Here is a 13,695-nt window from a genome sequence, read left to right on the forward strand (position 1 = left end):
CCACCTTATGGTAACACCCCAAGTATGTTTTTGGTTGGTACTGGCAACGAATGATTGTTTTCCCACTTGCACCACCCTTTCGAAAAAGAGCAATTCTCCCTTGTGGAAGAAGCCACCACTCAGATGAATCTGGCGTGTGCTACAAGCCCCGACAAGTCGAGTACATATGGATGGTTGACGCACCCACTAAGCTATGCGCGAAGCAACAGCCTTACGTTTTTGCACTTCTAATAGAATCGGCGTTTTCACTTTAAGATTCTCTTTCAATACTACCACTTTTGATTTGTGCAATGTATTCAGCGCACCATTAATATCAGCGTGGATACATGTTCCTGCTTTACTTTGGTACAGACCACGAGTCATTCGTTTGCCACTAAAGTGATAGTGTGTCCTATCATCCTTAGTCCAAACTGGAACCGGATCTTTATCAAGAAAACTAGCTTTTGAAGTATAGCTTTCTTCTTGTTTGAAAAACCGGATGCCTTCTTTTATACATTTATTCTCAATTGCCGCAATCAGTTTATGAAACGGGATTTGAACAAATTGTTGATTATTCTTTTTTCCCATATCTGATTTTTGTTTCCAACCAGCGTTATAACCTACTACAACCGTATCTACACTACATTCTTTCACTTTTTTAAACAACAAGCCTACAGTTTGTGAAATGTAACCATTTATTTGCCTTTCCCGTTTATGCCAAAGTGCAGCCATTTTGTTCGTTACAACTCGTTTTGAAATTCCGTTTTCAACATTTTTCTGTTGCAGACTACGTATCATTTTATTGAAGTATTGGTTAATGGCTTTTAGTTTTTTACCATCAATTAAAAATGTATCACCTGTATTGGTTACGCAACTTACTAATCTGTCTACACCTAAATCGCAACTCAAAGCGTTATTCGTAGTCGTGGATGTTTTCTTCATTTGAGAAACTTGCATCTCATATGTGTAATGCACCTCAAAGAACCGACCTTTTTGCTTCGGTACAAGCTCAATGTAGGAGATTTTTTTATGTCTTAAGTTTTTCGGCATACGTATTTTAATGGAACCGAATTTTTTTCTGAATGCAACACTCATCGGAATCAGCCAATACCCGTTATTATCCACTTTTGGCACTTGATAGATTTCAATGATTCGTTTGTCAGTTGAATGAGAATAATTCGGAAAATTAGGACGCCCTGTGAATGCTTCAGGATTTTTCTTCCACGTTTCCAATGCCTTAAAAAAGCTCTTCACTTCTGCATATAAGGCTCTACGAATAGCCTGCACAGAGTTTGATTGCACGCCCCAGTAGTTCATATCGGCTTGCATGGCGGTATCTACTTCTTTTACAGTAGCCATTTTATTATGGTTCAAATAACTTTGTTTCATCGTGTACAATCCAACATTTCGCAATGCTTTTGAACTATGTGACATGCGTTGCAGTAAGCGGAATTCTTTTGCAGTCAGACTAGCTCGTCCGATATTTTGTTTCTGCGTGAATCATTGCATGTTTTCTCTTTTCTTTTGTTTGCGTAATACTTTCACTGCTTTCTTTTTAACCATTGTTTTCACCACCTTTCTCAGAGAGTTCATTAAAATTATTTCTTCCCTAAGATAATATTTGAAATGAAACGGAACAAAATGTGAATATAGTCTTCATCGTAATTCCTTTTGGCTCAAGTAACCGAATGATTATCATTATTCAATTTCGTTGTTTTACGATCTATACCCTCCTTATCTAAGAGTAGATTGTATCGTAAGACAAAAAGAAACAAAAAAGTTCAGCCTTATTGACTGACGGCAATTCATCTCCACCTGAATTGTTGGGTTTCACCCGTAACACAAATCAGATGGAGTCTTCTTGCCGAAAAGGATAAAAACTCTTTTTATGTGATTGAATGGAGGGCTGATTTTTTCGCTCAGAGTAATTGACATAAAAAATGCACTAGTTTTGCACAACTATTTTTTATAATAGAAAACGTAGCGACACAAAATACCCTATGTTGCGACATAACGTCATGTCATTTTATTTATAAAATGACAATTCCATTCTATTGTGTATGTGAGATAGAGAGGGTTTTCGTATTCACCTCGCATCGGATAAGAAAAATTTCCTATCTCACACTTTTTTTAAAAGGAGATCATACACATGAATCCAAAAGAAGAAATTTCAAAAAAAGAAAAGCAAGATCGTAATACGGTTGTCATGTGTGTTGCCGTATCTATGGTTATTATTATAAGTTGCGTAAATAAAATTTTAGGGATTTTATAAAATAAAAAAGCTGATTGCTTCTTAAGAAGCAATCAGCTTTTTTCATTATTAGGGGAGTATTCCTATATGATAAACCAAGGTGAAATTGCTAAACCAGAAGTTACAATTGCTGTAGTAAATATTAAAAGAACAGCTCGTTTGTTTTGTTTCATGTCACATTCTCCTCTACATATCAATTGAATGCTATACATTCATTTTGTGATTGGTGCTTTACTAATTAAAGTTTCACTTTATATTTTTAGTATAATGAATGGTAAGGATTGGTACGATCGATAAAGGTGACATGAAGATTACATTGTTGTAATGCAAAAAAACATCTTTCTTATTAAGAAAGATGTTTTTGGAAAACTACCCCGTAAAAGCCCGATTGGTTCAGCTAATACTCAGTGGGGGATGGAAAAATCCCCCACTGAGTAAAGTTTCACTTTATATTGAAGTATTAATCATTTAAGAACAGAACCATATGTTCCTCGTCCCAATATTGACCGTTATGTTTTAATGAACGTTCTTGTACGCCGTAAGTTTGGAAACCTAATGATTCATATAATTTTTTGGCACCAGCGTTACCAACTACAACATCGAGCATAAGTTGTTCTACATGTAATTTATCGGCGTTTTCAATAATGGCTTTAATGAGAGCTCGTCCTGCTCCGAGACCACGTGCTTTTGGAGAAACAAAAACGGAGCCAATTTTTGCTTTATGTTCTTGTTTAATAAATGGTTTTGTTTCTAAAGTAGCGATACCAATTAAATCATTATCTTTGAAGACACCTAGAGTATACTTATCCGGATTGCTTAATCGTTTAGCCATAGCAGCTACAGGATCCTCATGTTTCAAAACATCTTCATAAGAAGAGCTAAAAGCTTCCGGATTTTTCGTTAAACCTTCCATACAAACTTTTAAATATATTTCTGCGTCCTCTGTTGTTAATAAGCGAATTTCCATAGTTGTAACCTCCCTGGTGGATTTCAAATAAATCCATTACTTTTATAAGATTGAGTATATGTTTTGTTAGTATTCTCTTTTAATTTGTAAAAGAATGAAAAGATATATGCTACAATGTTTTGTTTTAATTATGTAATGAAATTATATATTAACTTTGTTAACTATTCAAGTGTTTAATATGTTACATTTTTATAACTAAAATAAATCCTCGATTGAGGATTTATTTTTTAAACATTGGATTGATAGCCATCAATTCGTTTTGGATGTGTGTAAATATTACAAGATTCATTTCTAATAAACCCTACGACTGTAATGCCTAAATCATGGGCAAGTTGCAATGCCAGTTTTGTTGGAGCGGATTTAGATAGAACAATTTCACATCCGATTTTTGAAACTTTGAGTAAAATTTCGGATGAAATACGTCCGCTAAATGCGATGATTTTTCCTTTAATGGATATATCGTTACGCAAACAATGACCATATATTTTATCTAATGCATTATGTCTTCCAATATCCATTCTTGATAGGAGGATATTGTTTCGATCACATAGCGCGGTATTGTGAACACCGCCAGTTTGGCGAAATGTAGTAGAAGATTGTTGCAAGGTATTCATTAAATGAAAGCATTCTTCAGGAGTAATTTTTACATGTATATCATGTAAGTCTTTTGCTTTTGCTGCGTCGTTTACGAAAATAAAACCTTGTCTACCTTTTCCGCAGCAAGAAGTGATGTATCGTTTATTATATAAAGTTTGATAGAGCGGATTCACTTTTGATGATTTTACATGGACAATTCCGTTATCTTTTTGAACCCATAGTTCTTCAACATCTTTATAGGAAGAAATAATCCCCTCAGAAATTAAAAAACCAATTACCATATCTTCAATATAATTTGGTGTGCATACGACTGTTACATATTCTTCACCATTCAATTTAATAGTAATAGGAGATTCTGTGACAATCTCATCAAGTTGTTTTGAAAATGTACCAGATTGATAACGTACAATTGTATAAGTCTCTTGCGTAGGCCCCATATTTAATTCCCCTTTTATATGTATTTCTCTCCCACATTTATCATAAAACAATGGAAAAAATAAAAACACCTATTAACAAGAAGATCACAGATTATTTTGGTTATTATTGTATATGTACGATATAATAGAACTGTAGAATAGTGATATTTTCAAGCTTTCGTAGTTATACCTTATAACATCTAGAATCGACTTCATAAGAAAGTATTTGGGTAGAGCGTTTCAAAAATATGTACAGTAATGCGATTTTGAAAACGGATTCATAATTGTGTTGTACAGTTGGTTGTAAGGAGAGGGGAAACTATGGCAGAACAGACAGTCCGTGTAACCGTCGATGGTAAAGAATTTTCTGCATCAGGTGAAAAGACGATACTACAATTATTTAACGAGAGTAATTTGGAACATCCTCAAATTTGTCATGTACCAGAAGTAGATCCAATTCAAACTTGTGATACGTGTATTGTAGAAGTAAATGGAAAGTTATTGCGTGCTTGTTCAACGAAATTAGAGAACGGTATGCATATCGAAAGACAGTCCCAGCGTGCAAAAGAGGCACAGACTGAGGCAATGGATCGAATATTAGAGAATCATCTATTGTATTGTACCGTTTGTGATAACAATAATGGTAACTGTAAAGTCCATAATACAGTACATATGATGGGAATTGAGGAACAGAAATATCCGTATGAGCCAAAAGTAAGTGCGTGTGAAGTGGATATGTCACATCCATTTTATCGATATGATCCAAATCAATGTATTGCTTGTGGGCAGTGTGTAGAAGTATGTCAAAACTTACAAGTGAATGAAACTATATCAATTGATTGGAGCTTAGACCGTCCACGTGTTATATGGGACAATGGTGTAAGTATAAATGACTCATCTTGTGTAAGTTGTGGGCAGTGTGTAACAGTATGTCCATGTAATGCGTTAATGGAAAAAACAATGCTGGGTGAAGCTGGATTCATGACAGGATTGAAACCGGATGTGTTAGATCCGATGATTGATTTTGTAAAGGATGTAGAGCCGGGATATAGTAGTATTTTAGCAGTTTCAGAAGTAGAGGCTGCGATGCGTAAGACGAAAGTGAATAAAACAAAAACAGTTTGTACATTTTGTGGTGTAGGTTGTTCATTTGAAGTATGGACGAAAGACCGCCACATTTTGAAAGTGCAGCCTGTTTCAGATGCGCCGGTTAACGGTATTTCCACATGTGTAAAAGGCAAATTTGGATGGGATTTTGTAAACAGTGAAGATCGTATTACAAAGCCATTAATTCGCCAAGGAGATATGTTTGTTGAAGCTTCATGGGAAGAGGCTCTGGAAGTTGTTGCATCCAATATGCAGCATATTAAATCAGAATATGGAAGTGATGCATTTGGGTTTATTTCTTCTTCGAAAGTAACGAATGAAGAAAATTATCTTATGCAAAAACTAGCCCGTCAAATATATGGAACGAATAATGTAGACAACTGTTCCCGTTATTGTCAATCTCCAGCAACAGACGGTTTATTTAAAACTGTCGGTATGGGCGGGGACGCTGGAACAGTGAAAGATATTGCGGAAGCAGGCCTTGTCATTATCGTTGGAGCAAATCCAACAGAAGGACATCCTGTACTTGCAACGCGTGTAAAACGTGCTCATAAATTACATGACCAAAAATTAATTGTGGCAGACCTTCGTAAACATGAAATGGCAGAGCGTGCGGATTTATTCATTCATCCGCGCCAAGGAACTGATTACGTATGGCTCGCTGGTATTACGAAATATATTATTGATCAAGATTGGCACGATAAAAAGTTCATAGCTGAAAATGTGAAGAATTTTGATGAATATAGCAAAATGGTAGAAAAGTATACGCTTGATTATACAGAAGAAATTACGGGGATTTCGAAAGAAAATCTGAAAGAAATGGCTCGTATGGTATATGAAGCAGATGGTACTTGTGTACTTTGGGGAATGGGTGTAACTCAAAATACTGGAGGAAGTACAACTTCAGCAGCAATTTCAAATCTATTGCTTGTTACGGGTAACTATCGTCGTCCTGGTGCAGGAGCATATCCATTACGCGGACATAATAACGTACAAGGCGCTTGTGATATGGCAACATTACCAAACTGGCTTCCAGGTTACCAAGCAGTTTCAGATGATGCGCTCCGTGCGAAATTTGAAAAAGCATACGGTACTACAATTCCGAAAGCACCAGGCTTAAATAATATTGCAATGTTACTGGCGGCAGATGAAGGGAAACTGCGTGGTATGTATGTTATGGGTGAAGAAATGGCTTTAGTAGATTCGAATGCCAACCATGTACAACATATTTTAGCGAATTTAGATTTCCTTGTTGTTCAAGATATGTTCTTATCGAAAACAGCTCGTTTTGCTGATGTTATTTTACCGGCAGCACCAAGCTTAGAAAAAGAGGGAACATTTACGAATACAGAGCGCCGTATTCAAAGATTATATGAAGTATTGAAGCCGCTTGGTGATTCAAAGCCAGACTGGTGGATTTTACAAAAAGTAGCTCGTGCACTTGGCGGGGACTGGAATTATGAAAGTCCAAGTGAAATCATGGATGAAATCGCATCGCTTGCACCTTTATATTCTCAGGCAACATACGATCGTTTAGAAGGATGGAATAGTTTATGTTGGGGTAGCCATGATGGCAGTGATACACCGCTATTATATGTGGACGGATTTAACTTCCCGGATAAACTAGCTCGTCTATCATTAGATGAATGGGTACCACCAGTTGTAGCACCAGATGAGTATGATTTACTTTTAAATAATGGTCGTATGTTAGAACATTTCCATGAAGGGAATATGACGAATAAATCGGCTGGTATTTTATCTAAAGTATCTGAAGTGTTCGTTGAAATCTCGCCTGAACTTGCCCTAGAGCGCAATGTGAAAGATGGTGGTCTTGTAGAATTAGCATCACCATTTGGGAAAATTAAAGTACAGGCACTTGTTACAGATCGTGTAACGGGGAAAGAGCTATATTTACCGATGCATGCAACGGTAAATGAAGAGGCAATCAATATTTTAACTGGAACGGCGACAGATCTTTATACATGTACACCAGCGTACAAACAAACGATGGTAAAGATGCGTGTACTACGTGAAAAAGGGAATCGTCCGTTACCATCTTCAAACCCGAGAGATAAAAAGCGTAATCCGCAAAACGGTGTTGAAATCGAGCAAAAATGGCAAAGAAAACAATACGTATCACTTGTGGACTAGGGGGCGGAGATAGTGGCGAAAGAAATTACTGTAATTAAAAAGAAAGTTGTAACAGAGGAAGAACAGAAACAGCAAGTAGCAGATGAACTTCTAAATGAGCTATCTAATAATCGTGAAGCAGTAGAAGAAACGATGCAGCTTTTAGCACAGTTGCAGAAGGCTGGTATATTAGATGCGGCAATTAGTTTACTTGCTGCGAAGGAAGATGTTTCAAAAATCGCTGTGGAGCAATTAAATCGTGAACCCGTTAAAAATGCGTTAAATAATATGATGGGGGCAGGAGAAGCGTTATCTTCAGTTGACCCAGAAATAACGAAGCAAATTACGTCAAGTTTAGTTACAGGATTGCAATTTGCAACAGATGAATTAAATTGTGGTAAAAAAACAAAAGTGATGGATTTCTTTAAAGTATTAAAAGATCCAGATATCAATAGAGCTATTACATTCGGTTTTAGCTTCTTGAAAGCATTTGGACAAGGGCTAGAGAAAAAATAGAATAAATGAAAAAGTGATGGGAAGTAGCCATCACTTTTTTCATTATATGTATAAGAGTGTTCATGTTAAGCGGAATATATTATTATTAAAAAGATGGATTAGAACTGGAAATATGGAATCCATCTCAAATACCGTTTTAGAATTTGGAGGAGTATATGCAACACCGTAAAAAACTATCTATACCAGGAGTAATGAGACATTCCTTTCAAACAGTTAAATTTGCTTTTTGGAATGTATTAACTTTTCAACTTGCTTATAAATTATTAGCAGCGATTGTGTTTGTTCCACTATTTGGAATCATTTTTAATAAATTATTGTATTTTGGTGGTTATGCAAATGCGACAAATGATGAATTATTAGCGTTTTTAAAGACGCCTTATGGCATCTTAGCAATCGTAATTTTGTCATTGTTAGCACTGTTTCTTATCTTTACAGAATTTGCGGTGCTTATTATTATTTCGTATTTCGCTCATAAAAGACAGAAGGTGAAATTACGTCCGATTTTATATAAAACGGTAACGTATTTACCTACTCTTTTCACATATTGCTTACCAGGATTTATTTTATATGCTGTCGTATTGTTGCCTCTTTTAAATATGGGATATGAAACGGCATTAATCCCGCAAATTCAAATTCCTAACTTCATTACAGGAGAACTGTTTAAGACAACGATGGGACAAGTTGGTTATTACACGTTCTTTGCTGTAGTCGCGTATATAAATCTTCGATGGATTTTCGTTCTACCTATTGTTGTTTTAGAGCAAAAATCATTTCGCGTGGCAGCACGTAAAAGTGCAACTTTAGTAAAGGAAAGCTTTTTTAAAGTACTGCTCTTTTTAGTAGGATTTTTTATTTCAATTGGAATTGTATATGTCGTATTTTTGGGAATATATTTATTGTGCCTATGGGGTGTTTATGAATTTACAAATCCGAAAGGAACATTTGCATTATTAGCAGAATCAACGATTTCTGTATTTTTAACGAGTACATTGTATTTATTTAGTTTTATCGTGACGCCATTTTATATTATGGCGATTACGCGATTATACTTACAAAAGGTACCGGTTGAAGATGTTTTATTAGAAGAAGGATTAGATTATTCGAAAACGAAAGCAGATAAATGTTTCTTCCAAAAACATCGTTGGAAATTTATTGGCGTATATATTGTGGGGATTATTACTGCTGGAATGGTTGTTGCCTTCATTGTAACGTTTATTTCAAATTCGTATAAAGAACCAATTATTATGGCGCACCGCGGGTATATATCAAAAGGCGTAGAAAATACGAAAGAAGCTGTGCAAGGTGCTATTGATGCAAAAGCAGACTACGCTGAAATAGATGTATTACAAACGAAAGACGGTGAACTAGCGGTTATACATGATTTGAAGCTGAAGCGTCTTGCCAATGCCAATGTGCATGTGTCAGATTTAACGATGGCTGAGTTAAGGCAGCTTACCCTTAGTCAAGATGGACTTTCAGGACAAATAAGTACACTTGATGAAATCATTAAGCTAGCAAATGGCAAAATCAAACTTAATATAGAAGTGAAGCTTCATGGGGGCGAAAAAGATTTTGTAAACAAAGTCTTAAAAACGATTAAAGATAATGAATTTGAGAAGCAATGTGTAATTCAAACGTTACACTATCCACTTATTAAAGAGTTTAAACGTGCAAATCCAGATATAAAAGTAGGGTATATATTGTATGCAAGTAGAGCTAACTTAAAGAATGTGAAGGCTGACTTTTACGTAGCAGAAGAATATATGTTAAATAAGAAATTAGTAAAAGAAGCAAGGAAGTTAAACAAACCAATTTACGTATGGACAGTAAATGATATGGAAAATTTAAAGGCATATTATAAGTTAAACGTAGATGGTATCATAACCGATTATCCTGAAGATGCACGTGAAACAATTAAGATGTTAAAAGAGCAAGAAGCGGAAGAAAGTGATCTGTTTGATAAAATTACTGAAACGACAGATGATTTATTTTCTAAGTTATTTATAAGTTACCCAGCTGCTAGCTAAATGCTAGCAGCTGTTTTTTTGTGAAAAGAATATATCTCTAAAGTATTGAGTAAAGTAATAACTGTATATGTATACGTTATCGCTTAGGTTTCTTACATTGTTACATTATTGTCAAATAATAAATGATTGCTGTTTATTTTGAAATAGTATAATAAAAATAGAGTGAAAGATAATGGAATGACACAAAACCCCTAATAGAATCAATGTTTTATATATTTACACTATTCTAAATATAAAAACTTTAGGAAAATGGTATGTTAGCGTTTTCATAACTTTTAAGTTATGCTAGAATAAGGACATAAGTTATTAATTATTACAAAAAGAAAAAAGAATCTCTTTTTTCTGTTAATTATAAGGGGGCATTTCATTATGCGTATTGGGGTACCAGCAGAAATTAAAAACAACGAAAACCGTGTGGCAATGACACCAGCAGGTGTTGTACATTTAATTCGTAACAATCACGAAGTATTCATTCAAAAGGGTGCAGGTTTAGGATCTGGTTTCACAGACGCTCAGTATGTTGAAGCGGGAGCAAAAATTGTTGATACAGCTGAAGAAGCTTGGAACATGGAAATGGTTATGAAAGTTAAGGAACCAATTGAAAGCGAATACAAACACTTCAGTGAAGGCTTAATCTTGTTCACATACTTACACTTAGCTCCAGAGCCAGAATTAACAAAAGCTTTAATCGAGAAAAAAGTTGTTTCTATCGCATATGAAACAGTACAATTAGAAAACCGTTCATTACCATTACTTGCACCTATGAGTGAAGTAGCTGGTCGTATGGCTGCACAAATTGGTGCACAATTCCTTGAGAAAAACAAAGGCGGTAAAGGTATCTTACTTGCAGGTGTTCCAGGGGTTAAACGTGGTAAAGTAACAATCATCGGTGGTGGACAAGCTGGTACAAATGCTGCTAAAATTGCAGTTGGACTAGGTGCGGATGTAACAATCATCGACTTAAGCGCAGAACGTCTTCGTCAATTAGATGACATTTTCGGAAACCAAGTAAAAACTTTAATGTCTAATCCTTACAATATTGCAGAAGCTGTTAAAGAGTCTGATCTTGTAATCGGTGCAGTATTAATCCCAGGTGCAAAAGCTCCAAAACTTGTAACAGAAGAAATGATTAAATCAATGGAACCAGGTTCTGTTGTTGTAGATATCGCGATTGACCAAGGTGGTATTTTCGAAACAACTGACCGTATTACAACTCATGATAACCCAACTTACGAAAAACACGGCGTTGTTCATTATGCAGTTGCAAACATGCCAGGTGCGGTTCCACGTACATCAACTCTTGCATTAACAAACGTAACAGTACCATATGCAGTACAAATTGCTAACAAAGGCTACAAAGAAGCTTGCCTAGGTAACTCTGCATTACTAAAAGGTATTAACACATTAGATGGCTATGTAACATTCGAAGCAGTTGCAGAAGCTCACGGTGTAGAGTACAAAGGTGCTAAAGAATTATTAGAAGCAAAGACAGTATCTTGCTAATAGAAGCATTATACAAAACAAAATCGAACAATATATAAAACAACATGATAAGAGCTAAGAGTGAAGATCTCTTAGCTCTTCTTGGCAAAAGGGGGCATACATCGTGGCCAACCTATTTAAAAAGAAATCCGTTACGCAATTGTTAGGGGAAAGTAAAAGTAAAACTTTGACGAAAACGCTAGGGGCATTTGACCTAACAATGCTAGGGATTGGTGCGATAATTGGTACAGGAGTTCTAGTATTAACTGGATTAGTAGCAGCAAGAGATGCTGGTCCAGCAGTTATTTTTTCATTTATGATTGCAGCAATTGTTTGTGGATTTGCAGCATTATGTTATGCAGAAGTTGCATCTACACTTCCTGTTTCAGGTAGTGTGTACACATATTCGTATGCAACAATTGGTGAGTTTGTTGCTCATTTAATGGGATGGACATTGTTATCCGTATATGTCGTAACGACTGCCGCAGTAGCTGGCGGATGGACGGGTTATTTCAATAATTTAGTGAGTGGGCTGGGACTTGAAATTCCGAAAGCGTTGCTAACGATTCCAGCGCAAGGTGGTATGGTAAACTTACCAGCAGTTATTGTTACGTTAGTGATAACTTGGTTATTATCACGAGGTACGAAAGAAAGTAAGCGTGTGAATAACATAATGGTATTAATTAAAATTGGTATTGTTGTTTTATTCATTGCAGTTGGTGTATTCTACGTGAAACCAGAAAACTGGATACCATTTGCACCTTACGGTTTAAGTGGAGTGTTCGCAGGGGGAGCAGCAGTATTCTTTGCTTTCTTAGGATTTGATGCATTAGCAACTTCTGCTGAAGAAGTAAAAAATCCGCAACGTGATCTACCAATTGGTATTATTGCTTCGTTAGTTATTTGTACAATTATTTATGTTGTAGTTTGTCTCGTTATGACAGGTATGGTTTCTTATAAGGAATTAGATGTACCTGAAGCTATGGCGTATGTGTTAGAAGTTGTAGGACAAGATAAAGTGGCTGGTGTAATTGCAATTGGAGCTGTAATTGGTATTATGGCTGTAATTTTCGCTTACATTTATGCGACAACACGTGTATTCTTCGCAATGAGCCGTGATGGTTTATTACCAAAATCTTTTGCGAAAATTAACAAGAAGACTGAAGCGCCAACATTTTCAGTTTGGTTAACAGGAATTGGTAGTGCTTTAATTGCTGGATTTATCGATTTAAAAGAATTGTCGAATTTAGCGAATATTGGAGCGTTATTAACATTCGCCATGGTTGGTGTAACTGTTATCATTCTTCGTAAAACGCATCCGAAATTACAACGTGGATTTATGGTACCACTTGTACCGATCTTACCGATTATTTCAATTGCATGTTGTCTATTCTTAATGGTAAATTTACCGTTAACAACATGGATATACTTTGGTATTTGGTTAGCAATTGGAGTAGTTGTATACTTTGTTTATTCGAAAAAACATAGTCATTTAAAAGACGATAGCAGTTCGCAGGATAATTTAGATCAAGCTAATTAAAGGGATATAACACAGTAAGCCTTGTGCGTCTAGGGAGCGCGCAAGGCTTTTTCTTTTGTTGAAATAAAGGGAACATATATTACTTTGTTGAATTTTTATGTCGGAATATGAAAAAAAGGGGTGTGCGACTTGTGCATCCTTTTTTGTATGAGAATATAGAGGATGCGGAAAATATGTATATGCCTTATTAAAATGTTCATAAAAAAATTCAGATTTCATTGACACATATGAGCAGGTGCTCATATAATAAGAGTATAAAATATATGAATGATTGTTCATATGTTCAATTAAAGAGGTGAGCTATAATGGCTGGAAATAAAGTAGAAACACCACAAGAGACATGTTCTCAAACGATAATTCATGAAGAAGTTGTTGAGCAAGTAAAACAAACAATTCCAACTGATGAAAGTTTAAGTAAAGTAGCAGAACTATTTAAAGTATTAGGTGACCGTACACGTACGAGAATATTACATGCGCTATTTGAAGCTGAGATGTGCGTTTGTGATTTAGCTTATTTATTAGGAATGACACAATCATCTATTTCGCATCAGCTTCGTGTGTTAAAGCAAGCGAAACTTGTAAAGAATCGTAAAGAAGGAAAGGTTGTTTATTATTCGTTAGCTGATCAGCACGTAATTCATATCTTCGAGCAAGCGTTTGAGCACGTAAACGAAGAAGAATAA

9 protein-coding genes and 1 pseudogene are annotated in these 13,695 nt (G+C 35.6%); 7 read left to right on the top strand and 3 right to left on the bottom strand.

Annotation, left to right across the window (positions count from 1 at the left end; all coding sequences use genetic code 11):
- Positions 1-186 precede the first annotated feature (186 nt).
- Positions 187-1,542: pseudogene (locus ACYFX0_RS23060) on the bottom strand (RNA-guided endonuclease TnpB family protein).
- Positions 1,543-2,128: 586 nt separating this feature from the next.
- Here ACYFX0_RS23060 and ACYFX0_RS23065 point away from each other — a divergent pair.
- Positions 2,129-2,251, top strand: coding sequence for a hypothetical protein (locus tag ACYFX0_RS23065; RefSeq protein WP_001068392.1), 123 nt, complete (start codon positions 2,129-2,131; stop codon positions 2,249-2,251).
- A 439-nt stretch (positions 2,252-2,690) separates the two neighbouring features.
- Here ACYFX0_RS23065 and ACYFX0_RS23070 read toward each other — a convergent pair whose 3' ends face one another.
- Positions 2,691-3,197 carry a GNAT family N-acetyltransferase gene (locus tag ACYFX0_RS23070; RefSeq protein ID WP_000405874.1) on the bottom strand — a complete coding sequence of 169 codons (507 nt, stop codon included), beginning with the start codon at positions 3,195-3,197 and terminating at the stop codon, positions 2,691-2,693.
- 227 nt (positions 3,198-3,424) lie between these two features.
- Entirely contained in the window at positions 3,425-4,231 is an 807-nt protein-coding gene (gene fdhD / locus ACYFX0_RS23075; RefSeq protein WP_000529230.1) for a formate dehydrogenase accessory sulfurtransferase FdhD, read from the bottom strand.
- A 300-nt stretch (positions 4,232-4,531) separates the two neighbouring features.
- Here fdhD and fdhF point away from each other — a divergent pair, with 300 nt between their 5' ends.
- From fdhF to ACYFX0_RS23105, 6 genes are all read left to right on the top strand, one after another.
- Entirely contained in the window at positions 4,532-7,468 is a 2,937-nt protein-coding gene (gene fdhF, locus ACYFX0_RS23080) for a formate dehydrogenase subunit alpha (RefSeq protein WP_000840671.1), read from the top strand.
- Between the two features lie 12 nt (positions 7,469-7,480).
- Positions 7,481-7,963 carry a helical membrane plugin domain-containing protein gene (locus tag ACYFX0_RS23085; protein ID WP_001040538.1) on the top strand — a complete coding sequence of 161 codons (483 nt, stop codon included), beginning with the start codon at positions 7,481-7,483 and terminating at the stop codon, positions 7,961-7,963.
- A 155-nt stretch (positions 7,964-8,118) separates the two neighbouring features.
- Positions 8,119-9,990: a glycerophosphodiester phosphodiesterase gene (locus ACYFX0_RS23090; protein ID WP_001164710.1), complete on the top strand. Its 1,872-nt coding sequence runs from the start codon at positions 8,119-8,121 to the stop codon at positions 9,988-9,990.
- 369 nt (positions 9,991-10,359) lie between these two features.
- A complete protein-coding gene (ald, locus tag ACYFX0_RS23095) occupies positions 10,360-11,493 on the top strand; it encodes an alanine dehydrogenase (protein ID WP_001219743.1) in 1,134 nt (377 codons plus the stop codon).
- Positions 11,494-11,596: 103 nt separating this feature from the next.
- On the top strand, positions 11,597-13,012 hold the full coding sequence (locus tag ACYFX0_RS23100) for an amino acid permease (protein WP_001284899.1): 1,416 nt from the start codon (positions 11,597-11,599) through the stop codon (positions 13,010-13,012).
- 305 nt (positions 13,013-13,317) lie between these two features.
- A complete protein-coding gene (locus ACYFX0_RS23105) occupies positions 13,318-13,695 on the top strand; it encodes an ArsR/SmtB family transcription factor (RefSeq protein WP_000918378.1) in 378 nt (125 codons plus the stop codon).

This window comes from Bacillus sp. NEAU-Y102 (assembly GCF_054788175.1).

What these genes read in the sequence shown, in the direction of transcription:
- ACYFX0_RS23065 (WP_001068392.1), top strand. Translation starts at nt 2,129, where the DNA reads ATGAATCCAAAAGAAGAAATTTCAAAAAAAGAAAAGCAAGATCGTAAT.
- ald (WP_001219743.1), top strand. Translation starts at nt 10,360, where the DNA reads ATGCGTATTGGGGTACCAGCAGAAATTAAAAACAACGAAAACCGTGTG.
- fdhD (WP_000529230.1), bottom strand. Translation starts at nt 4,231, where the DNA reads ATGGGGCCTACGCAAGAGACTTATACAATTGTACGTTATCAATCTGGT.
- ACYFX0_RS23090 (WP_001164710.1), top strand. Translation starts at nt 8,119, where the DNA reads ATGCAACACCGTAAAAAACTATCTATACCAGGAGTAATGAGACATTCC.
- fdhF (WP_000840671.1), top strand. Translation starts at nt 4,532, where the DNA reads ATGGCAGAACAGACAGTCCGTGTAACCGTCGATGGTAAAGAATTTTCT.
- ACYFX0_RS23070 (WP_000405874.1), bottom strand. Translation starts at nt 3,197, where the DNA reads ATGGAAATTCGCTTATTAACAACAGAGGACGCAGAAATATATTTAAAA.
- ACYFX0_RS23105 (WP_000918378.1), top strand. Translation starts at nt 13,318, where the DNA reads ATGGCTGGAAATAAAGTAGAAACACCACAAGAGACATGTTCTCAAACG.